Origin of the sequence: Mycobacterium sp. SMC-21 (genome assembly GCF_045310825.1) — a bacterium.
GTDB lineage: Bacteria > Actinomycetota > Actinomycetes > Mycobacteriales > Mycobacteriaceae > Mycobacterium.
The window spans coordinates 82,577-103,606 of record NZ_JBJIAO010000015.1 but is presented as its reverse complement, the minus strand read 5'-3'; the positions used below and the strand labels follow the sequence as shown (position 1 = coordinate 103,606).

General features: G+C 65.7%; 20 protein-coding genes. 11 read left to right on the top strand and 9 right to left on the bottom strand.

Annotated elements, in window-relative coordinates; all coding sequences use genetic code 11:
* Positions 1-100 precede the first annotated feature (100 nt).
* From ACJH6H_RS16605 to ACJH6H_RS16560, 10 genes are all read left to right on the top strand, one after another.
* Positions 101-2,059 carry a DNA cytosine methyltransferase gene (locus tag ACJH6H_RS16605; protein ID WP_406775369.1) on the top strand — a complete coding sequence of 653 codons (1,959 nt, stop codon included), beginning with the start codon at positions 101-103 and terminating at the stop codon, positions 2,057-2,059.
* A 93-nt stretch (positions 2,060-2,152) separates the two neighbouring features.
* The gene (locus ACJH6H_RS16600) at positions 2,153-2,761 is read left to right on the top strand and encodes a hypothetical protein (protein WP_406775368.1); all 609 of its coding nucleotides are present in this window, start codon (positions 2,153-2,155) and stop codon (positions 2,759-2,761) included.
* A 31-nt stretch (positions 2,762-2,792) separates the two neighbouring features.
* On the top strand, positions 2,793-2,942 hold the full coding sequence (locus tag ACJH6H_RS16595) for a hypothetical protein (protein ID WP_406775367.1): 150 nt from the start codon (positions 2,793-2,795) through the stop codon (positions 2,940-2,942).
* A gap of 286 nt (positions 2,943-3,228) precedes the next feature.
* Positions 3,229-3,744, top strand: coding sequence for a hypothetical protein (locus ACJH6H_RS16590; RefSeq protein ID WP_406775366.1), 516 nt, complete (start codon positions 3,229-3,231; stop codon positions 3,742-3,744).
* A gap of 249 nt (positions 3,745-3,993) precedes the next feature.
* A complete protein-coding gene (gene nrdH / locus ACJH6H_RS16585) occupies positions 3,994-4,263 on the top strand; it encodes a glutaredoxin-like protein NrdH (protein ID WP_406775365.1) in 270 nt (89 codons plus the stop codon).
* Between the two features lie 14 nt (positions 4,264-4,277).
* Complete coding sequence (locus ACJH6H_RS16580) at positions 4,278-4,688, top strand: hypothetical protein (protein WP_406775364.1); 411 nt, start codon at positions 4,278-4,280, stop codon at positions 4,686-4,688.
* Between the two features lie 5 nt (positions 4,689-4,693).
* Positions 4,694-5,293 (top strand): hypothetical protein, encoded by a 600-nt coding sequence (locus ACJH6H_RS16575; RefSeq protein WP_406775363.1) that lies wholly within the window; start codon positions 4,694-4,696, stop codon positions 5,291-5,293.
* A 23-nt stretch (positions 5,294-5,316) separates the two neighbouring features.
* Positions 5,317-5,547, top strand: coding sequence for a hypothetical protein (locus ACJH6H_RS16570; protein WP_406775362.1), 231 nt, complete (start codon positions 5,317-5,319; stop codon positions 5,545-5,547).
* The gene (locus ACJH6H_RS16565; protein WP_406775361.1) at positions 5,544-5,972 is read left to right on the top strand and encodes a hypothetical protein; all 429 of its coding nucleotides are present in this window, start codon (positions 5,544-5,546) and stop codon (positions 5,970-5,972) included. The genes ACJH6H_RS16570 and ACJH6H_RS16565 overlap by 4 nt, the downstream gene beginning before the upstream one ends.
* The gene (locus tag ACJH6H_RS16560) at positions 5,969-6,283 is read left to right on the top strand and encodes a hypothetical protein (RefSeq protein WP_406775360.1); all 315 of its coding nucleotides are present in this window, start codon (positions 5,969-5,971) and stop codon (positions 6,281-6,283) included. Before ACJH6H_RS16565 ends, ACJH6H_RS16560 begins: the two co-directional genes overlap by 4 nt.
* 95 nt (positions 6,284-6,378) lie before the next feature.
* Here ACJH6H_RS16560 and ACJH6H_RS16555 read toward each other — a convergent pair whose 3' ends face one another.
* Together ACJH6H_RS16555 and ACJH6H_RS16550 are read right to left on the bottom strand one after the other, a co-directional pair.
* The gene (locus tag ACJH6H_RS16555) at positions 6,379-6,639 is read right to left on the bottom strand and encodes a hypothetical protein (RefSeq protein ID WP_406775359.1); all 261 of its coding nucleotides are present in this window, start codon (positions 6,637-6,639) and stop codon (positions 6,379-6,381) included.
* A gap of 327 nt (positions 6,640-6,966) precedes the next feature.
* Complete coding sequence (locus ACJH6H_RS16550) at positions 6,967-7,425, bottom strand: hypothetical protein (RefSeq protein ID WP_406775358.1); 459 nt, start codon at positions 7,423-7,425, stop codon at positions 6,967-6,969.
* Positions 7,426-7,785: 360 nt separating this feature from the next.
* On the opposite strand from ACJH6H_RS16550, the gene mobF reads away from it, so the two are divergent.
* On the top strand, positions 7,786-13,713 hold the full coding sequence (mobF, locus tag ACJH6H_RS16545) for a MobF family relaxase (protein ID WP_406775357.1): 5,928 nt from the start codon (positions 7,786-7,788) through the stop codon (positions 13,711-13,713).
* Positions 13,714-13,789: 76 nt separating this feature from the next.
* Here mobF and ACJH6H_RS16540 read toward each other — a convergent pair whose 3' ends face one another.
* From ACJH6H_RS16540 to ACJH6H_RS16510, 7 genes are all read right to left on the bottom strand, one after another.
* Entirely contained in the window at positions 13,790-14,338 is a 549-nt protein-coding gene (locus ACJH6H_RS16540; RefSeq protein WP_406775356.1) for a hypothetical protein, read from the bottom strand.
* Between the two features lie 406 nt (positions 14,339-14,744).
* Positions 14,745-16,595, bottom strand: a complete 1,851-nt coding sequence (locus tag ACJH6H_RS16535) for a type II toxin-antitoxin system prevent-host-death family antitoxin (protein WP_406775355.1) — start codon at positions 16,593-16,595, stop codon at positions 14,745-14,747.
* A 98-nt stretch (positions 16,596-16,693) separates the two neighbouring features.
* Complete coding sequence (locus ACJH6H_RS16530) at positions 16,694-18,058, bottom strand: PPE domain-containing protein (protein ID WP_406775354.1); 1,365 nt, start codon at positions 18,056-18,058, stop codon at positions 16,694-16,696.
* Between the two features lie 105 nt (positions 18,059-18,163).
* A complete protein-coding gene (locus ACJH6H_RS16525; protein ID WP_406775353.1) occupies positions 18,164-18,982 on the bottom strand; it encodes a DUF2637 domain-containing protein in 819 nt (272 codons plus the stop codon).
* 50 nt (positions 18,983-19,032) lie between these two features.
* Entirely contained in the window at positions 19,033-19,422 is a 390-nt protein-coding gene (locus ACJH6H_RS16520) for a hypothetical protein (protein WP_406775352.1), read from the bottom strand.
* Positions 19,419-20,156 (bottom strand): hypothetical protein, encoded by a 738-nt coding sequence (locus ACJH6H_RS16515; protein WP_406775351.1) that lies wholly within the window; start codon positions 20,154-20,156, stop codon positions 19,419-19,421. The genes ACJH6H_RS16520 and ACJH6H_RS16515 overlap by 4 nt, the downstream gene beginning before the upstream one ends.
* Entirely contained in the window at positions 20,156-20,965 is an 810-nt protein-coding gene (locus ACJH6H_RS16510; protein WP_406775350.1) for a DUF4326 domain-containing protein, read from the bottom strand. Before ACJH6H_RS16510 ends, ACJH6H_RS16515 begins: the two co-directional genes overlap by 1 nt.
* Between the last annotated feature and the right edge of the window lie 65 nt (positions 20,966-21,030).

Genomic DNA, 21,030 nt, shown 5'->3' with positions numbered 1-21,030 from the left:
GCTTTTAGCACCCCTAAACTGTTGCCTATAGTCAACACTACGGTGTAGACTATAGGCAACCCCCGGTGAGGGTGACCGGGACGAAAGAGGGGACACGCCAATGACTTCCACCGCCGAATACCGCCCAGCACTCGGCAAGCGACGCTTCGCGCACGACGACCTGGTGGCCGTCGACCTGTTCTCCGGCTTCGGCGGATTGACCAGAGGCATTGCACAAGCAGGCTTCACGACCATCTGCGCGGCCAACCACAACGAGTACAAGATCGCCGTTCACGAGGCCAACCACCCCGAGGCCGAACACTGGATCGCCGACCTGGTGGACAAAGAATCCTCGTCCTACCACTCGGTGCGGGACCTGCCCGCCGCCGATCTACTCGCCGCCGGCGTGAGCTGCGTCAACCACAGCCAGGCCAACACCAAGAAGGCCTACGAACAAGGACTTTCGCTTTTCGACTTGGAAGACCCCGAGTTCGAGGACAGCGTCACTCGCTCCGAGCGCGACCGCGCCACCGCAAACTGCGTCCTGCACTACGCCGCCACCCATCACCCGCGCCTGATCCTGGTCGAGTGCACCACCGAATTGACCTCCTGGGGACCGGCCATCCAAGGCAAGCGCAAGGTCGGCGACGGCAGCACCTACCGCTGGTGGCTCAAGCAGTTCGATTTGCTCGGTTACAACCACCGCGTTCTCTACCTGAACTCCATGTTCTTCGGAGTTCCCCAGTCGCGTGATCGCCTGTACATCGCCTTCTGGGACAAGAAGATTCCGACACCCGACCTGGAACACCGCCCGCTCGCCGCTTGCAGCTTCTGCGACAAGATCGTCGAGGCCGTGTGGACGTGGAAGACCGGAGTGCCCCCCACCGGGTCGGTGCGCTACGGCAAGCAGTACGAGTATCGCTGCCCCTCCTGCCGCAAAGCCGTGGTCCCGCGCATGACGCCGTCACTGGCCGCGATGGACCTGACCGACCTGGGAACCCGCATCGGAGACCGAAAGAAGCCCCTCGCCGCGGCGACCATGGCCCGCGCCGAGCGGTGCCGCCAGCGGTTCGCCGAGTTCCCCGCCGTGTTGATGCCGGCCAAAGCGCTGCACGGTTCTGAGCGCCACCCCTGGCAGCCGATGGCCACGCAGACCAGCCAGCAGGAGACCGCGATCCTGTCGACCGGTGCCCTGGTCGCCGCAGCCGGCAACACGTACGAACGTCCCGGATCGACGTGCCGCAGCCGCGACCTGAGCCAGCCGCTGTGGTCGCAGACAGCCACAAATGCCACCGGCCTGCTCACGCCGTCGGTCGCGATCACCGGGCAGACCCTGGCCGCGCATCGGCACAACGGCGACGGCAAGCACCTCACACTGCCGATGGACACCGTGACCAGCACGCACGAGCGCGCCGTCCTGCTCGGCGTGACCAACTACCAGGGTGCGCCACGAGGACTCGACGAGGCGCTGCCCACCCAGGGCGGCTCGGAGACCCTTGGACTCCTGTCGACCGGTGTTGTCCCCTTCCGCCAGAACACGATTCCCACCACGCACGCCGAAGCGATGCCGACCGTGACGTCCGACCAGATTCCCGGCCTTCTCACCGCCGCAGGCCGCGTCCAGTGCAACGGCTCCATCGAGGAAGCCAAGTACCGCGCCTACCCCGTCGACAAGCCGATGGGCACCGTCGTCGGGTCGGCCGTCACCCAGGGCGTCCTGTTCAGCGGCTGGTTCAAGCAGAACGGCAGCACCGGTACCGAGACCGCACCACACCCGCTTTCGGACCCGCTGGGCACCATCACCTCCGCCGACACGACCGCCGTGATGACCGCCGAATGGCACGCCATGCTCGCCGACCTGACGCTCGAAGACTGCTACTTCCGCATGATGGCCCCTCATGAGATTGGCCGGGGATGCGGCTTCGACGTCGACTTCGCCGACTACAAGGGCACGTTCGTGGTCTGGGGATCGGCCCGCAATCAGGTCGACGGCTACGGCAACGCCGTCTCCCCCCAGGTCGGCGAGTGGATCGGCCTCCGCCTGCGCGCCGCCCTGCACCGCGAGACCGTCGCCGCCTGACACAACTTCCCGGGGGTGGGGTGACCGAGCCTCCCCCACCCCCGGCGCAAACCCTCCACACACAACCCAAATCACGCGAAAGGACCAATCACCGTGTCCGCCAAAGCTCCCCACCTCCCCTTCACCACCGACGAGCACGGCCAGGCCATCCTGACCACCGTCCCGATCACGCTCGCCTACTTCGAAGGCCACCTCTACTACCTCACGGCCTGCTGCGGCGCCTCAGGCAAAGGGTCCATCGCCGACGGCACCCCGAGCATCGTCTGCCGAAACTGCTACCGCGGAGTGGACGACGTGTTCGCCGACAGCTGGCAGATCGATGACGAGGCCGGATGGGCGCGCTACCACTGCCTCGTGCGCGCCGACTGCATCGCCGATGCCCAAGCCCGACAGCACGTCGCTCGCGTACGCCGCGCCGCCGATCGCGCCGCCGCCGTCGACGCCGGCCATCGCCGGGAGCCTGCTCGCCAGGAACCGCCCGCACCGGTTCTCACCGAAACGGTCAAAAGCCTGCTGGCCGACTGGTTTCCGCTCCGGGACCGGCTCAACGACCTGCGCGCCAAAGAACTGTTGTCCACCGGCGAACGCGCCGAAATCGAGGAGAACCTCCGCGAACTGGTCGACATCGCAGACGAGCTGGTCGCCCACTTCGTCCCGGACGTACACGCCCGCTTCGCGATCACCGGCGACATCCTGCCCTGAACCCAGCGACCCCAGAGACTGGGAACTCCCGATGGGACCGAAGTCGTCACCGACATTCTGGTGTTGCGCCGCAAAGACATTGACGCCGCCGCTCGCACTGCGCGCCCGCCGCTGCCACGAGCACCACATCTTCGCCATCGACGGCACGCACAGCGTCCGCGTCGGCATCGACCGCTACTGACGAAAGCCCCGACCAATGCACACGTTCTAGCTCGCCTCGCACCAACCTCACTGGCTGGCCACGGCGGGCGTGCCGCTATTTTTCTCCCACCGCCGTCTTGCCGGCCGCAAGACCTTCCCCCGTGCCGCAGCCGAATGGGCACTGGACTCGGGCGCGTTCTCCGAACTGTCGCTCTACGGCCAGTGGCGCACCACCGCACGCGAATACCATCGCGCGGTCCGTCGCTACGACGACGAAATCGGGAAACTGTCATGGGCTGCTCCGCGACCTCATGTGCGAACCAGACATGCTCGCCAAGACCGGACTCACCGTCGCCGAGCACCAGCGCCGCACCGTCGAGAATTTCGTTGAACTCCAGGAATTGTGGGACGGAAAAGACTACGACAACCCCTACATGCCGGTAATTCAAGGATGGTTGCCAGAGGACTATTTGCGGTGCATCGACATTTACGAGGCGCGCGGCATTGATTTGGCCCAGTTCCCCATTGTTGGAGTTGGTTCGATATGCCGCCGCCAGGCCAGTTCGCAGATTGACACTGTTATTTCCACCGTCCTGCGGCGCGACCCCGATATGCCGCTGCACGCATTCGGAGTGAAAGCAGGTGGATTGAAACTATATGGCCGCAAGATTCTCACCGCCGACAGCCTCGCCTGGTCCTACCAAGCCAGACGCGAACCACCGCTGCCCGGGCACACCCACAGCTCGTGTGCGAATTGCCTTGACTACGCCTTGAACTGGCGCAACCGTGTTCTTGCAGTCCGGCCCAGCCAGCAACTCGCCCTCTTCGACGACGTCGCGTAGCGCCCCACCTATTCGGTGAAAGCTGCGGTTGGCAATCGGGCAACTACCGAAATGGCATGGAAGAAGAAAAGCGCATCAGAACCTGCCTAGTGCACCGCATCATAGTGGTAACGAATTGCAACAGAAAAAAATGGTAAAGACATGCTGAAAAAAAGTCTAAGAATCATTCATTAAATGGTGCATGAGCTGCAGAAATACTATATGATAGACGTGCGTTAAACAGTTTGCCAGATCAATTCGGAGGGCATCATGAACAGCACTGTTACGGTCTACACCAAGCCCGCCTGCGTGCAATGCAACGCGACCTACAAGGCACTCGACAAGGCAGGCGTCGCCTACATCAAAGTGGACATCACCCAGGATGACGCGGCGCGTGATCACGTGATCAGCCTGGGGTACCTGCAAGCTCCCGTCGTGGTCGCCGGCCAGGACCACTGGTCGGGCTTCCGCCCCGACCGGATCAAGGCCCTGGCAGAAGAGGCAACGTTGTCATCTGATGCAACGGCGGTCCCGGCATGAGCGCAGGCGCTCCCATGTCATTCGACATCCGCTCCTACCCCTTCCCTCCGCCGCCCGGGTACCCGGTACCGCGCACGGGCATCCTCGAAAAGCTGCTCGCTCGGGTATTCGACCGCCGGCGCATCCGTCACGACGTTGCTCCATACCGGCCTCAAGACGGCGGCGTGATGCGCACCAGCGATGGCGCCGTATACATCCCAGAGGCCACGCCCCCGGTGCGGCCGATCATGGGATTCATCCCCCGAGAGTCATGGCGGAAGCACGCCATGTCCAACCGCAGTCAAATCCAGGCGCTGGACCGCTACGTGAACGCGCTCTCGACCGAGTTGCGCAGCGCCTCAACGCACCTCCCGGCAGCAGACCGCCGGCGAGTGCTGACCCTGATCGCCGCCGAGACCAGCTCCAGCAACCTGGCCAGGCGGTGACCACGATGACCACGCACCTGCCATTGAGCTGCACCGCAGACGAACTCGGCACCACGCCGAGCGACACCGCCCCGGCGACCGTCACCGCCGGGCCAGCCCCCGACCTGACCGACTACGACGTCATCCTGGTCAACTCCAGCGCCGGCAAGGACAGTCAGGCATCACTCGATGTCGTGGTCGAGCAGGCGCGCGCCGCAGGCGTCATGGGGCTGCGTGGCGAGGAAAGCACCGCCCGCGCCCGCCGCGCCGCGTACGCCGCCAACCCGTCGGCATCCAACGGCCGCCGCCGCGTCGATGACTGGTACCCCATCCACCGCTACACCGTCGCCGACGTGTGGGACCGCATCGCGGTGGCGGGCACACGGCCACACCCCGCCTACGCCGCAGGCATGTCCCGACTGTCCTGCCGGTTCTGCGTGCTCGCTTCCCGCGCGGACCTCGTGTGCTCAGCCCGCCTCAATCCCGCGCTGGCCGACCGGTACGCCGCCGTTGAAGCCGCCGCCGGGCACACCTTCCGCGCCGACTTGTCGATGGCCGACATCATCGCCGAAGCGCGCGGACAGCAGCCGCAGCTGAGCCTGCTCGACCTTGCTGACATTGCGTAACCACACTCGAAGGGAGCCCTGCGATGCATCAGTTGACCATCGATCCGGCGCCGAACAGCGGGCCAGTCGTCAGCGACCACGTAGATCGCAAGACGGCTGCCGCCGCGCTCGCGGTCTTCGTGACCGCCCACGACTGTGACCCGGTCGCCAACCAGATCACCGAGCACCACGAAAGCTACGACCTGGTGTGCCTGGCGCAACGCCGCGTCGTCGCCACCGCCACCATCGAGCCGACGGTCGCAGCCGGATCGTGAGCACACCCCGGCAGGCCGCGCGCACCGATCTGGCCCCCTTCCGTGTCGACGACGCGGCGTTCGAGGACTGGATCGACCTGCACGCCGACACCATCGAGAATGAACTCCCTTCCCGCGACGCACTGCCCGGACCTGCCGCGCTGTTCGGCGGACTCGTGGAGGAAGCCGCCGCGATCGGTCCGATTGTGGGCGACCACCGGGTGGAGATTCAGCTCGTCGTGGCCGACGACCCGCCCGGCCCCGGCTATGTCCTAATCGTGCGCCCACGCAGCAACCCGGCCCTCCCCGGACTGACCACCGGCTGGACGCACCTGACCTTCCCTGCCCCCGACGACGAGCCACGCGACGCACTGTGGCGATACCTCACCACCATCTGCGACCAAGCCAACCAGCTGCTCACCGACCCCAGGAAAGTGCTGCCATGATCGACAATCGCCCCTACGCCTTCGAGTTGGCGCATGATCTGCTGGCCGACCGCACTGCCGGCCGCGACGTCGAGGGGCATTACGCGAACGCCGAACGCAATGGCGTCGGTCGCGCGGCCCTGGACCGAGCCGCCGCGACTCTGCAGCGTCTGGCGCCTGAGGATTTCGCGACGTGGATACGACACGAGTACCTCGTCGATGGCTGGCTACACGGCTACGTCGATGTCACCGCGGGTTCCGGCGACGAGCTGACCACCTGGGTGCTCGGTCAGCTGGCGGAAACGCATTACGGTTCCGACCGGCCCACGTGATCCGTTGTTACGCAATACTTCCGCACCGGACTCGTTGTTCGGTGCGATTCGGTTCCGCACATCAGGCTGCCGCGCGCCAATAGTGCAGTGCCTGTTCACCACAGCGTCGGTTGCGCGGTACCGAGCAGTGCCGCGGTCACCCGGCTAGCGTCCCAGCCGTCGGCGACGGCCGCGCGTATTGCGCGCGAGCGCTCGGCCCGGGCTCTCACGCCTGCGCCGCGCGCCACGATGGCCGGTCTGCCGCCGCCGCGCCGCATGCGTACCATCCGCTCCATGTTGTCGCGCTGGCTGCCGCCGACGACATGCTCGGCGATGCCGCGCTCCACCTCGAGCAGTGGGACAGTTCGCGTACACACTGGGTTGTCACAGGTGTGCAGCGCGAAAACCGTTGGTTCCAACACCTTCCCGCTCAGCGACAGCGCAAGTGCGTACCGGGAGCTGCGCACGACGCGCCGCACGCCATCGCGTCTGATTCGAAAGACGCCGTAGCCGTCGTCGCTCAATGCACCCGCCCATACCCAGCAGTCGCTGTCGAGTGGGCCGGTGACAATCCGACTGTGGAACCGCGCGATTTCGTCGGCATGCTCGATAGGGTCGACGCGCAACGGTAGCGGTTGCGAACGCCCCCGAGGGCGCGCCACCGCCTGAATTCTACCGTTGCCCAACACCTTCGATGCTCCGCGCTACTGGGCGCCCGCGACGGCATCGCCTGCCGGCGTCCCGTCCGTGTCGACCGATGTGCGGTTGGGCAGCGGCACCACCTGAGCATCAGCGCTCGGCGTATCGGCGACGTCGGCGGCCTGGGCCTCGGTGGCGTACTTGAGGTATTCCCGCAGCCGGCTCACGCCATATCCCGTCGCCGTGCTGATGTTGGACAACGTCTCCCCGCGTAACCGCATCGCCTGCAACGCCTTTCCGGCTGCAGTGCGGTGGGCCTGGCGCTTGCGTTCGGCTTCGCCCTTGAGTTTTTCGATCCGATCGGCCAGCCAGGCGTCCACTTCATCCACCTGCGCAACGCGCACCGTGAACTCCGTCAAGTCGCCAATGTTGGCCCGCTCGCGCGCTTCTCGCGCCTCAGCGACGCTCTGCTGCCGCTCCATGAGACGCCGGCGCGCCTCCTTGCGGCTCGTGGTCTTCTCCATGGGTCCCGATGATAAGACCACTCCCGCACACTTTTTCTCGATGTTGTCGCCGACCGCCGACCGCTCGATTTCCCGCACGTCTCCGTGTCATCGCTCACCCCTTCAGCAGTCGTTTGCTGGTGATCAATTTCGGTCACCTTTGGTCGCCCTGTCATCCCCTGCCGTCACCGTTCACTTTGACCTCCCGTTTCCCACCACCAGGCCGTTGACCTGCTCCTACCTTTTTGCCCTCCGCTTCGCACCACACACCTCTTGCACTACGGTCACGAAACGGTAACGGCCGGATTTGCGGTAGCCCGTTACAAGACCGCGAAAAAGCGTGCGGGGGTGGCCTTATGGTCACCCCGTGATGCGGCCATGATGAGCATTCACAAGCTCTCAGCGGGAGACGGGTACCTCTACCTCATCCGCCAAACTGCCGCGCAGGATGCCGAAAACCGCGGCCGCACTTCACTTGGCGACTACTACGCCGAAAAAGGCGAATCACCGGGGCGTTGGGTCGGCAAAGGACTAGCCGGCCTGTCCGATCTGCCTTCGCGAACCCTAACCACGGACGCGGAAGACGCGATGTGGCGCGTGGACCCCGGTTCGATGGTCACCGAAGACCAAATGAAGGCCCTCTACGGGCTGGGACTGCACCCAAACGCCGGCAAGATCGCCGAACACATGATCATGGCAGGCAGCGGCAAGGCCGCCACGAAAGCCGCTGTGAGCCTTGGCCGCCCGTTCGTCATCAACGACGCCGCGACCGAGTTGCAACGGCGGCTGGCCGTGGCGTACCGGGACCACAATCTGAGCCAGTCCCTGCCGTGGAACTCTCCGATCGACGAGACCCTGCGCGCCCAAATGCGCACCAGCATCGCCCGCGAAATGTTCGAGGCCGAATACGACCGTCCACCGCTGGACGAACGCGAACTGACCGGTTTCATCGCCACCCAGACGCGCGATCAAACCACCTCCACTGCGGGCTATGACCTCACGTTCAGCCCCGTCAAGAGCTTCTCGGTGCTGTGGGCGGTGGCACCCCCAGAGTTCTCGAAAATCCTTGAAGGCATTCATGATCAGGCCGTCGCCGACACCATCGAGTACATCGAAAACAACATGGTGTTCACGCGTATGGGCGCGCAGGGAGTGGCCCAACTAGACACCGAGGGGATCATCGCGGCGACCTTCACTCACCGCGACAGCCGCGCTGGAGACCCTGATCTGCACACGCACGTGCCGATCAGCAACAAAGTCCGCGCGAAGGGCCATGACGGCATTTATCGGTGGCTGGCCATCGACGGCCGACCGCTTTTCAAGGGCACCGTCGCGGCATCGGAGTTCTACAACTCGCGCATCGAAGCGCTCGGTATCGAACGCGCTGGGCTGCGATTTGCCGAGCGCCCGCCAACCGAACGAGGCAAGCGTCCAGTCCGCGAGATTGTCGGCGTACCCAGCGAACTGAACGAAGAATTTTCCTCGCGCCGCCACATGATCAATCACCGCTACACCGAGCTGGCGAAAGCATTTCAGGCCGACCACGGCCGCGAACCGACCACTGCCGAAGCAATCGCCCTGCACGAGCGAGCCAACCTCGAAACCCGTGTTGCCAAGCACGAACCGCGCTCTCTGGCCGAACAGCGCCAGCAGTGGAGAACCCAAGCCATCGAGGTTCTCGGCAGCGAACACGCCCTGGCCTCCATGCTGGTCCAGGTCCGCACCCCCGGCCGCCGCTCTGTCGACGACATCACCGAAAAGTGGGTGTCCGAGACCGCCGCCGCGGTCGTCGAGACCGTGTCCGAGTCACGCTCAAGCTGGCAGTACAACCACATCTATGCCGAAGCCTTGCGCGCGGTACGGGCCGCCGGCTGGGCCACCGACCTTGGGCTCGTGGAAGCAGTGACCGCCGCCGCGCTCGATGAACCGAACAGCCTCGCCCACGCCCGCGTCGGCGACGCGGACTTGAACGAACCGGACGTATTGCGCCGCCGCGACGGGGCCAGCGTCTACACCACGCACCGCACCGAACTGTTCACGTCACCGGAAATCCTGGCCGCCGAGAAACGGATTCTGGCCGCAGCCGGGCGCACCGACGGACGCACCGTGGACCGTGAGACCGTCGAAATGGCGCTGCTGGCTGAAACAGCAGAGCGTGGGCGAACATTGAACGCCGGCCAGGCCGCGATGGTGCGGGAGATGGCGTGCTCTGGTGCACGCTTCCAGCTCGCGTTGGCCCCCGCTGGAACCGGCAAAACCACCGCCATGTCGGTGCTTTCGCGGGCGTGGGAGGAATCCGGCGGCAATGTCCTAGGACTGTCACCGAGCGCCAGCGCCGCGCAAATTCTGCGCGACGACATCAGGACCACCACCGACACGATCGACAAGCTCATCTGGCTGCTGCGCCGCCCATACGCCACCGACGATCCGGCCCGCGAGTGGTTCGACAAGATCGACGAGAACACCCTGATCCTCATCGACGAGGCCGGTAAAGCCGGGACACTGCAACTCGATGAAGTAAACACCCTCGCCGAAGCGCGCGGCGCGCGCATCGCGACCATCGGCGACGACCGCCAACTCGGGTCCATCTCGGCTGGCGGCATCCTGCGCGATGTCGAGCGGATCTACGGCGCGTTGAGCCTCACCGAGGTCATGCGATTCAAGTCGCGCGCCGAAGCCCAAGCCGGTTTGGCGCTGCGCGAAGGTGATCCGTCCGCGCTGGCGTTCTACGCCGATGCCGGCCGAATCCACGTCGGGTCGGGCGACACCATCATTGATGACGCCTACAGCCGCTGGGCCGCCGATGTCGCCGCCGGGCACGACTCCACGATGCTCGCTCCCACCAACCCGATCGTCACCCAACTGAACCAACGCGCCCGCCTGGACCGCCTGGAGGCGCTCGCTGCCGACCCGGAAACAGCCGCCCTTTCGCCGGCCAAGATGAGGGAAACCGCTCTCGCGGACGGTCTGCGAGCATCCGCCGGTGACATCATCGCCACCCGCAAGAACAAGCGCTATCTGCGCCTGGCCGGCGGCAAAGACTACGTCCGCAATGGGCAGCGTTGGCGCGTTGATGCCGTCACCAGCGGCGGCGTTCTGAAGGTCTCCCGACTGGACAACGGGCAAAAAACAACGCTTCCTGCCTGGTACGTCAACGCCTACGTGACCCTGGGCTACGCCTCCACCATCGACGCTTCTCAGGGCATGACCATCGGCTCGCGCACCACCAAGGGCACCTGCCACGTCATCGGATCAGCGAACCTCACTCGCCAGAAGCTGTACGTCGCAATGACCCGGGCCACCGACGAAAGCCACATTTACGTCGAGACCGCCGAAACCGACGCCCACAAGGTTCTCACCCCGCGCGCGACCCACCCGGACACCGCCATCGACGTCCTGACCAAGGTGCTCGCCAGCGACGGCGCCCAGGTCTCGGCCACCACCGCCGACAACGTTGCCAAAGACCCCTTCACCCGCTTGGCCGGCGCGGCGCGCTACTACACCCACTCGGTCGGCGCGCTCGCCGAGAACAAACTCGGCCCCGAGACCATGGCAACGATCGACGCCGCCGCCGACCAGGTCCATCCCGGACTGACGCGCATGCCGGCGTGGCCCACCTTGCGGATGCACCTGGCCACCATTGCCGTCGCCGGGGACGACCCGATCATTGCCCTGCAACAAGCCGCCGGCCGCCGCGAACTTGCCAGCGCCTGGGACGTGGCCGCGGTGCTGGACTGGCGCCTGGACTCCAGCGGTGCCCACTCGGCGCACACCGGCCCGCTGCGCTGGCTGCCCGACCTGCCCCGAGGAATGTCCGACGAAGAGAACATCTACCTGCGGGCGCGCGCCGATCTGGTCACCGAACTCGCCGACGCGATCCGCACAACCGCCGCCGGATGGGACGCGACCACTGCGCCCGCGTGGGCGCGCCCACTGCTGGCCGCCAACCCCCAACTACGCGGCGAAATCGCGGTCTTCCGCGCCGCGCACGACGTCCCCGAAGCCGATACCCGTCTCACCGGCCCGGACCAATACGCGGTACGCGACCGCAAGATTCAGCGCCTTCTCGAAGACCTCGCTGCCGCCGAAATCGGCCGGACCGCACCGGACACCACCCGGTTCAATGACCTCGTCGACAAGGTCGACCCGCGCGTGCGCCGCGATCCGTACTGGCCACAACTGGCCGCGCACCTGGCCAAGATTGCCCGCACCGACATCGACCTGGCCCAGCTCATCGACGATGCAGCCTCCGATGGGCCGCTCCCGGACCTGATGCCCGGCGCCGCACTATGGTGGCGCCTGGCCGGACGGGTGCAGCCCGCCACCCTGGAAGCGTCCACTCCCTATTTGCAGCCCACATGGCTCCCCGATCTGCACACCGTGTTTGGGACAGCCGTCGCCGAAACGATCATCGCCGACCCCGCATTCGGCCGCTTGGTCGCCGCCGTCGACAACGCTGACCCGCTGCGCTGGAATCCGATCGACCTCCTGCACGTCGCGCACGAGCACCTGCGCGACGTCGACGCCGAGCACTCCACCCCGATCCGGCCCGACGAGTACGCCCTGCTGCTCACCTACTCGATCGACCTGTTCGCCACCGCGAATCCGTACGACCACATCGACATCCCGGTCCCCCACGAAGAACCGCTCAGCGTTGAAGAGCACGAGGAACTGGCCCACCGGTTCCCTGATCCCGAACACCCGCTCGAGCATCCAGACACCCACGCAGGCCTCTCCGACGACGCCCTGCTGGAAAAACTCGGCCTCGGCTACGGCGGCAGCCTCATTCCGCCGGACCTGGGCGAGGACATCCCGCCAGACCCGTACGAGTACGACGGCTACGCCGGCGAGGACGACTTGGCGTTCGAGGACCTGCTCACCGAACGGCCGCCCACCCGACCCGTGGCCGACGTCTTGGCCAATGTCATCGAGCTGCGCGGCCGCTACCACGCTGCCGGCGAACAGCTCAAACGCCTGCGCCGGGCGGTCATGGCCGATCAAGGACCGGCCATGACCGCCGCACAGGACACCTTGCGCGATCTGCGTGCCCGCGCCGACGCCGATCGCCCCTACATGCTCGCCGTTCAAGACGTCATGGCGCGGTGGGCGGACGCCGAACAGCACTACGACAGCATCATGGCCTGGGTCACGCACGAACGTGCCGAACTGTCCCGTTTGGAGGCTGACCCGAATGCCGACGAAGTCGCCGTGGACCTCGCCCGCTCGGGGGTGGCGCTGGCGATGTCAAACCTCCCCGAGCAGACCCCGGCCGAACAATTCCACGCCGACCTGACCGAGGCGTTGACGCGCCGCGCTGAGGCCGCCGGCGGCGCTGACCGCATCGTCACCGCCGATGACGTGGACACTGAACGTCGCCGCGCCATGGCCCAAGACTGGAACGCGGTCACCGCCGCACGGGTTGAGCGCGACCGCCTCGCCGGTGAACTCGACCGCGCCGAAAGCGCCACCGCAATAGCCTTCGCCGAAGCCGAAACCCGCAACGCTGCACACGTTTTGGACAACGTCGCGGCGCTGCACACCGAGATGGAAATGCTCCGCTCCGCCGGTTCCTACGTCGTCGAGCGAGGATTCACCATCGCCGATTCCAACACCGACCTCCTCACCAGCGATACGCTGCACCGCCTCAATGCGATCACCCGCAGCGGGTTCACCGTGACCGCTGTGCACGCCGGCGACGACAACGTCGCCCTCGATGCGCTCGGTGTTCTGCATACCGCCGCGACGACCAAGGGCCGCCGCATCCTGTGGTGCAGCCCCTCCGCCGAACGGGCCTCCCGCATCGTCGGCCCCGACGAAGCGGACTCGGTGCTCACCGTCGAGCAGGCTCACCAGCAGATCGCCACCGGCCAGTACGAACTGGACTCGGACACCACGATCGTCGTGGACCGGGCAGGTCTGGCATCGCCTGACGTGCTGGCCGACCTCGCCGAGCAGGCCGACGACCGCCGTGCCCGCGTCGTTCTGGTCGACGGCGACGAGCGCGGCTGGCCTCCAGCCCCGTCGGCGCCGATGCTCAAACTGCTTCACCGCGACCTGCCCTGGTCGGTCACCCTGTCCGTCGAGTCGGCCACCCCGGCACGCCGCGCCCTCCAGCCCGACCGAGACCCGTTGCTCGACCAGGCCGAACGCTGCGACCCGGCAATCCTGACCAGCGAGGTTACCGAGGCTCTAGAAGAACGCCGCCGCCTACGCCGCGACCACGAATCCGGCAACCGGTTCCACAACGAGCGCTGGCGTCTCGCTGACAAGGACCAAGATCGCACACGCGACGCGGGCCGCGAACGCTAAACACGCGGCGCCTAATTCAGCGCTGATCAACCGCGTCGGGCGGTCTTGACCTTCCCGTGTCCAACGCTCAGCCGACTTATGGGCGCCAACCCCTGACCACATCACTGTGCCGCGTGTCTGCCGGCCACCAGAACAGGTTGCTGCGCAGGAGGTACCGCAGGTCGTGCCAGCCGATGTCGTACACCGACGTTGGCGGATCGGCGTCCAGGTCGAATCGGCTGGGTCGCCACGATCTGCCCGGAGTGGTCGGTTGTGCCACAGAGTTCTGCGGTAACCACACGGGGTGTTCGGCGACCTCGGCCACGATGACTGTCTGCTGACGTTCATCTTTACGATTCGGGACCGGTCGATCGTTCTCGTCGGTGATGACCGCCGCCACCGACGCGATTTCCCGGTCGTGCAGGAAGCGCGCGGCGCTCACCGCCAGGTCACGCGCATCCCAGCGGTCCAGTTCAGCATCCCCTGCCAGGTAGACGACCGCTAGCGTTCCCTGGGTGTCTCCCGGGGTCCAGTACTGCACGATCGGCGTCCTGTTCGGGCGCGGCGGCCTCAGATACCGGTAGATGTCGGGTACAGGCTCGGCCGCAACGAACTGCGCCCGCAGCAAGTGGCTGGCCCCACCCAAGCTGGTGGGTGTAGGCGAGCACAGTGGATATACACGCGGGATGCCCCGATGCGGTACCCGCCGGTTGGCCCGCGAGTGTGCGCAGTAGTCGAACACCTGAGCCAATGTCCACAGGTTCGCTTTCCCACGACCGGCCACCGCGGGTTCGGGAAAACTGTTGTCCCCACAGGCATAGTTTTGGACGCTCCGCACCGTCACGCCCAACTTGGACGCGAAGTCCGCCGTCGACACCATCGGCACATGCCAGACCGATGCCGACGCTAGCGTGCGCTCTGGCTCGTCAAAGTCGTCGACGTGCACCTGGCGGCCCTTCTGTTGGACTATCGAATTCCGAACATCGGAAATATGGAGGCGAATCATGCTCCTGCCCAGCGCATTTCGACATACGCCCGGGTGTCGCTGACAATTACTGGTCCAGCCGCGGCGCTCCGACCGCCGCAATGCGTTCAATCAGGTAATCGCAAACTGTCTGTGCGCTATCAGCGTCGAGGTGATTGCCGGTGAAAAACAGCCGTACGGGTGTCGACTCGCCATCGCCGGCCGAGCCCAGGAACGCTGTGCCGCCCTCGGCTCGCGGGTCGGCGATGTTTGTCGAGCCAATCAATATCCGCGCGTCGGCCATCCAGATGGAGGCCAGCGCGAGCCGGAAGGCCGACGATCCGACGCGCTGGCCGGGCCAGTTGCGCTCAACAAGCTGTCTGAGCGTCTGTGCCGTGACGAGAAGATGCACTTTGAGTCGGTAGCTCTCGACGACATCGCGCAGGAGGGTGGGGTCCTGCATGAAGTACGGGTCGTCCACCTCATCGACAATGACGAGCAATTCCGGCTCTGCGTCCACCGTGGCGGCTTCCTCACGCCTTTTCAGCTCCGCACGAATCACGTCGCCGAATCCGGCCCAGTCTTCTGCCACGGTGATGTGCGGGAGCTTGGCTTCCTCGGTGAATTCTTCGGACCACTTTGAACGCACAATCACCTGTACCTGTTCCGGGCTGTAGAGCGCTCCGAGCGCCAACATGATGGTCCTGATCACCTCGCTCTTACCTGATCCTGTGCGCCCGACGACCAGGCCCGGCAGGGCGTTGTGGCCCAGTCTGGTCAGGTTCAGCACCGCCGGCCCGGTGCCGGAAAGGCCGAAAGGCACGACGACATCACCGTCGCTGACCGCCGACTCTGACCACCGGGGCTGCCAGGTGGCCACATCGTCGATGCCCAGTGCGTCGAGGAAATCCTGCGGGCTGGTCGGTTCGGGCATCCGCTGCGGCGGCGAATCGCTATCGGACTCTTCGGGTTTCGTGCTTTCCACGGCTGCGTGCGTTGCCACGATTTGGATCATGCGGCCGCCTGAGCGGCGCTCATAGAATTCGGCGTGGCCTGGCAGCCGTGATCCTGGCCGCACGTCATCGATGATCGTTTCTCGGGGACTGCCGTCCAGAACAACGACCGTCGCGCCGCCGACGTCCATGGCATTGATCAGCTTGTTGCTGCGGCCCTTGGCATTCCAGTTGTCGGATGTGATGGCGGCGATGACGTGCAAGTCCAAGAGACGGGCATTTTGAACGGGCTCGACCAGCGGCGCAAGGACTGTCGAGAGCGAGCTACCACCTGACAGTAGATGCAGGTCATCGACGATGAAGAACCACTTGGGCCGCACCGGATTCCATTCTCTGAGCTGTGCCGGAGTGAGATCGGGGGGCGGACGGCGCTGATCGAGCTTGTGGGCGAGCTCCTGCGCGGCTTGCGCGATCCGTTTGGGGTCGTACAAGTACACAGTGCGATACTCGTCGGTTAGCTCATCGGTCAGCCGCATATCCGGATCGAACACGACCACCTGGGCTTCCTGCGGGGTGTAACGCGCCATGATGGAGGCACAGACCGCCTGTAGGAACGTGGTTCGCCCGGACCGGTTGGTGCCGGTGCAGTAGACGTGCGGGTATTGCTCCAAGTCCAGCCACACGGTGCTCAGGTCGTCCTCGTCGATCCCGATCGGGATCGCGTGCCGTGGCGCCGAAGGGGGCAGCGGCGCGAGGTCGGCGAATGTCACGTGGGAGGGCATCGCCTGCCACGACTGTCCGACAGCGGCAGGGTCACCCTCGGCCGCTTTGAGTTTTTCCAGGTCGGCGATGCTGACGAGGGCGCCCGCTGGCGTGTTTCCTTTGACGATCACGAAGCGCCGGCCCGCGGCAACCTCTTTGAGCATCCAGGATGACTGCCGTGCCAGATCGGTCGCCGAAACCAGATCGCTCATGTCGATACGCATGATGCGAGCCTATCGCCGGCGGCCGACCTATGTCACTAGCTTTACGTAATTTTTTACGTAATTTTTTACGCATTCCCCGCTGTTGGGGGAACATATGCTTAGGCGGGCAGCACTTGGACCGGCGGTGGCGTCGGGTCGAACGGATCGACCTTCAAGTCCTTGCTGGGCAGCCAGATTCCCGTGTGCGGCAGATACTCTTCGTAGCCGTACTGCCCCAACGCGTCAGGTGGGAGGAACTGAGCTTTCGGGAAATCCGATTGCGGCACCCATGCGCCCGATCCTTTCCCTAGCTCCACCCACGGGACCGAGTTGCCGTGACTGTCAGTCAGCGGGGCCGGGCCGAGCGCGCCCGGCTCACGCAGTTGCAGTCCGGGCAATTCGTCCTGACGGACCCAGTTGCCTGAGCCGCGGCCCAGTTCCACCCACTTCGGCCCGTCCGGTGTCGGCGCCGGACCCAAGCCATTGGGGCCACGGATGATCGGTGCATAGTGGTGCTCGTCGCCCGGCTTGTAGTCCACGGCCTGAACACCCGGGGTGTTGCCACCGTCGGGGGCCGCACCGCTACTGCCGCCCCGGGCGATCGGTGGCGCGGTTTTCAGCGTCTGCGCCGCCGAGGACAGGCTGCCCTCGGCCACTTGGGTGTGGTAGTCGGCCATGGCGGTGGTTGCCTGAGTCTGCTTGTGCGCGATGTCTTGGGTGCGCATCTGCACTTCCGCGGCGTTCGCGCCCTTGGTCGCGGCGAACCGCTGCATCGCAGCTTGAAGGTCTTGATGCGCCTGGGCGAACTCGTGGGGAGAAGGGGTGTTGGCTTTGGCGGTATCGAAGCCTTGCGCGACCGTGCGCGCGTGGAGCGACAGCTTCTCCGCCTCATCCCCCATGGAGTCCAGCCAGGCAGCATGCTCCCGGGTATTCGCGCCAGCGCGTTGGTGACCGTCATCCCAACTGGCGTCAATGGCGTGCCCGGCGTTGATGATCGTTTGAGCCTGCCCGCGTAGCTGTTGGGCGTGGTTGGCCCAATGGTCAGCGAATTGGTGCAGGCTCGATGATCCCGGGCCACCGTAGAGCGCCTGTGCGTGGGCTTCGCCCGGCAGCGGAGCCGGAGCCGTCGGAACCGACGGGATCGCCGGGACGTCCGGGTGCGGTATCGATGGAATGGTGGGAGCGCTGGTGGCCGGACCCGAGCCGGAGCCGCCGTTGAGGATCGAGGACGCGTTGGCGTCGTCCTGGCCCTGCAGCATCAAGGCGGTGCCGGCGACGGCGAGCCCACCGACTTCCCGTAGCGCGCTGCCGTGGTTGAGCAGGGTGGCCAGCGCACTGGATGCGGCGTTGATTTGTGCGACAGCTGAAACCGAGGTGAGGTCGAGTCCGGGTGGTTCGGCAACCGCCGGGGTGTGCAGTCCTGCGCTGCCCGACAGCTGTCCGGCCGCGGCGGTCAGACCCGTGGCATCGAGAATGATCGTCATCGGTGTAGCTCCACATCGCTGGTCGATAAAAATGGATGGGGCCACTGCACCCCCTGACTCGATGATAATGGGGCCTGCGGGGGGTGTCGGACTCCAATTTTCTGGTCAGGATGCGACGGCGATCGGTTCGCCGCGCAGGACCGCCGCGCTGGCGTCGATGATCTTTCCGACGGTGTGATGCCCGATGCTCAGTCGCCGGCCGATGTCGCGGTTCGCCATGTTCAAGTCGTAGCTCATCCGCAGGACTTCTGAAACATCGTTAACGGCAACGTCCTTGACATTGACGATCGTCAGCACTTTGCCCGCAAGATCAGCGTATTTGCCCCGGCCCGGCTCGGTGGTGGCGGCGGGTAGCGCGGTGGGAGCGGGTTCATCGACCGGGGCTACGGCGGTGGTGTCGGGCCGCATGGTGGGCTCGGCGGTTTCAGCTTCGGCCCGTTCGGCGACGACCTGTGTCGCTGGTGCGGGTGCTTGGCTGGATTGTTTCGCGGCGCCACGGTGCCATTTCATGCTGAGCAGGATGGTGAACCCGTGAATGGTGAGTGCGCCGAAGATCGGCGCTACCCATCCGACTACCGCGCGCCAGATCAGGGGTAATTCCTGGTTTGGCGGCAGGATCGCGTGCAGGTCGTTGGCGATGATGCTGATGAGCAGGCCGCCGGCCAACACGCCCCAAAAGAAGCGTTTCTCGCGTTTGCTGCCGACGACGACGCCGAGGGTGGCCAGCACGGTGGCGCCGTCCAGTGCTCCGGGCCACAGCCAGGCTTGGTCTGGCGGCACGTGCGCGCGGGTGGCGATGTCTTTGAGGGTGCTAAAGCTCAGCCTGATCGCGGCGTAGCCGACGCCGATCGCCAGCAGGGCGGCCACTACCCGGATGAGGTTGATTGCCCACGGGGTCAGGGGCATGCGGTCGTCGGTGGACATGCGGGTGGTCCCTTCCAGAGCAGGTGTGTGATCGGTGGTGGCCGCCCGGGCTACGGCCGACCACCACCGTCGCCGGTGTGGCTAGGTGATGCGGCCACGACGTCGGGGCCGTTGTAGATCCAGTACACGCCTTTGCGGTTCTCACGGACGGTGCGCTGGATCAGCCCTTGGGCTTCCAGCGCACGCAGATGGCGGTAAATCCCGGTGTATCCGTGGGTGGCTCGTCGATATTCCACCAGATGCCAACTGCGGTGGCATTCAAGCACTTTCAATCCTGGACCGAGAGTGCTGCGGTGACATAGCTGTGCACAGGAATCGTTGCTGCGCTCCACTTTCCCGGGCATCCGCGCGGCCAGTTCAGCGGTTGCCAGCGCGACGGGGCTAGCGCACAGTTCAGCAATCAACTTGTCCCGCAGCAGCAACGTGTCGGCTGTGGTCATCGCTGTGCAGTCACCGACACACCGCCGGGCTGGTCAACGTACCGTCGTCTGCCGGGATTGCGGCGCCGCCGGTACAGCTTGGACGGCCGCGGAATGAGCAGGGCAAGGCCTTGTGCCACAGAGCCGTTCCTGCCGGCAATTTGTTTCAAGTATGCGCCAAGGTTGTCGGCACCCTCGGGCACCAGCGCCGCGACCGCGATAGCCAGCGATTGCAGCTCGTAGCGGGGCATGTCCTGAAGGCGCCGCCACACGTCGACTGGGCTCTCGCCCCCGTGCACAGCATCGATCAGGCTCATCGCACGCGCAAAGTCATTGCCGCACTGCTCAATCCGCCGCGCGTGCGAGGTATACACCACGGGCAGTTCACTTTCCCGCAGGTGGTAACGGATTTCGTCGGCTGTCTCCGATTCGCCATCTTCGAGCAACAATGCCGCCCGGATGATGGCCTCATCGGTCCACCGGTCGTGACGCCATCCGTCGGAAAGGAATTCCTCACGACGAAGCCGCAGAAGGGTGTGCAGTGGACCGCAGTCGATCCCGAAGAACTCGGCGACCTCGCCCAGCGAGGGGCGGGCGCGCCGCAGCTCAGTGCGCCCGGTGACCACCTCGTCGAGCACGGCGATCCGGGCCGCAAGTTTGTCGCGGCGCTTGCGTTCCCGATGCGCAGCCATCCGCTCAGCATTCATCCGCTGCTCAGCGTCGGTGTCGTAGGAGCCATCGAACATTGCGGTCATCAGCGTGTGCCTTTCTGCGAGGTGGCGATGTTGAGGAAACGGCGGCGGATCAGAACCGACCAGGACGTGGGGCGAAGGCCGACGAAGCCACGTCCCCAGGTGCGGCTGGCCAGCCGCTGCGGATGCGTGAAAACCCAGTGATAAACGGGCACGTTGTCGCGGACATGCGGCTGTCCCCATGGTCGGCAGCAGCCGCGTGAGCGGTGTACATCGACCAACATCGCTGCGCCGAGCCAGCCCTGCTGGTCGACGTGCCAGGACGTGTCCAAGCCTGCTCGAGTCGCCGCCGCAACACCGGCGCTGTCGATGCGGGTGCCGCCGTAGATCAGTACCGGTCCGCGGTAGTCGGTCGACCAGGTGCGGTTTTCAATCGTCTTGCCACCCAATGTCTCCGGAATGAGCAGCAGCGATGCCCACGGCCGCCGCAGCGTCAGTCCCATGGCGTGGCCTTCGGCGGCGAACGCGTCGCGTGGCGGGTTGGCCACGTCCAGCAGCACGTTGCGGTGGCAGGTGCTATCACCGAGAGCGCAGGTGCAGGACAGGTCGTGCCCGCCCAGTTGGCGGGTCGCCGCGATGCGGTCCGGTTGACCGGCCAGCCAGACGGCGTAGGCGGTCAGTGCCGACTGGCGCTGATCCTCCGTGCGGGCCTCGGCGGCGAACGGGTTGGCGAACTCAGTTTCAGCGCCCACCGATACCGCGCCGACGGCGGCGGGGTGGCCGGCCCGGTGCATGCGTGGCTGCGGTCCACGGTCGGTACGTGGCGAAGGCCAGTTGCCAGTCCGGTCGTGTGTGGTCAGTGCCATCGTCATGTCTCGCTCTTTCCGATAGGACGCCGGTCCGGTGCGGACGGCCGTCGCGCGGGTAGGTATGTGGT

What these genes read in the sequence shown, in the direction of transcription:
- ACJH6H_RS16605 (WP_406775369.1), top strand. Translation starts at nt 101, where the DNA reads ATGACTTCCACCGCCGAATACCGCCCAGCACTCGGCAAGCGACGCTTC.
- ACJH6H_RS16595 (WP_406775367.1), top strand. Translation starts at nt 2,793, where the DNA reads ATGGGACCGAAGTCGTCACCGACATTCTGGTGTTGCGCCGCAAAGACA.
- ACJH6H_RS16590 (WP_406775366.1), top strand. Translation starts at nt 3,229, where the DNA reads ATGCTCGCCAAGACCGGACTCACCGTCGCCGAGCACCAGCGCCGCACC.
- nrdH (WP_406775365.1), top strand. Translation starts at nt 3,994, where the DNA reads ATGAACAGCACTGTTACGGTCTACACCAAGCCCGCCTGCGTGCAATGC.
- ACJH6H_RS16580 (WP_406775364.1), top strand. Translation starts at nt 4,278, where the DNA reads ATGTCATTCGACATCCGCTCCTACCCCTTCCCTCCGCCGCCCGGGTAC.
- ACJH6H_RS16575 (WP_406775363.1), top strand. Translation starts at nt 4,694, where the DNA reads ATGACCACGCACCTGCCATTGAGCTGCACCGCAGACGAACTCGGCACC.
- ACJH6H_RS16570 (WP_406775362.1), top strand. Translation starts at nt 5,317, where the DNA reads ATGCATCAGTTGACCATCGATCCGGCGCCGAACAGCGGGCCAGTCGTC.
- ACJH6H_RS16560 (WP_406775360.1), top strand. Translation starts at nt 5,969, where the DNA reads ATGATCGACAATCGCCCCTACGCCTTCGAGTTGGCGCATGATCTGCTG.
- ACJH6H_RS16550 (WP_406775358.1), bottom strand. Translation starts at nt 7,425, where the DNA reads ATGGAGAAGACCACGAGCCGCAAGGAGGCGCGCCGGCGTCTCATGGAG.
- mobF (WP_406775357.1), top strand. Translation starts at nt 7,786, where the DNA reads ATGAGCATTCACAAGCTCTCAGCGGGAGACGGGTACCTCTACCTCATC.
- ACJH6H_RS16535 (WP_406775355.1), bottom strand. Translation starts at nt 16,595, where the DNA reads ATGCGTATCGACATGAGCGATCTGGTTTCGGCGACCGATCTGGCACGG.
- ACJH6H_RS16530 (WP_406775354.1), bottom strand. Translation starts at nt 18,058, where the DNA reads ATGACGATCATTCTCGATGCCACGGGTCTGACCGCCGCGGCCGGACAG.
- ACJH6H_RS16525 (WP_406775353.1), bottom strand. Translation starts at nt 18,982, where the DNA reads ATGTCCACCGACGACCGCATGCCCCTGACCCCGTGGGCAATCAACCTC.
- ACJH6H_RS16520 (WP_406775352.1), bottom strand. Translation starts at nt 19,422, where the DNA reads ATGACCACAGCCGACACGTTGCTGCTGCGGGACAAGTTGATTGCTGAA.
- ACJH6H_RS16515 (WP_406775351.1), bottom strand. Translation starts at nt 20,156, where the DNA reads ATGACCGCAATGTTCGATGGCTCCTACGACACCGACGCTGAGCAGCGG.
- ACJH6H_RS16510 (WP_406775350.1), bottom strand. Translation starts at nt 20,965, where the DNA reads ATGACGATGGCACTGACCACACACGACCGGACTGGCAACTGGCCTTCG.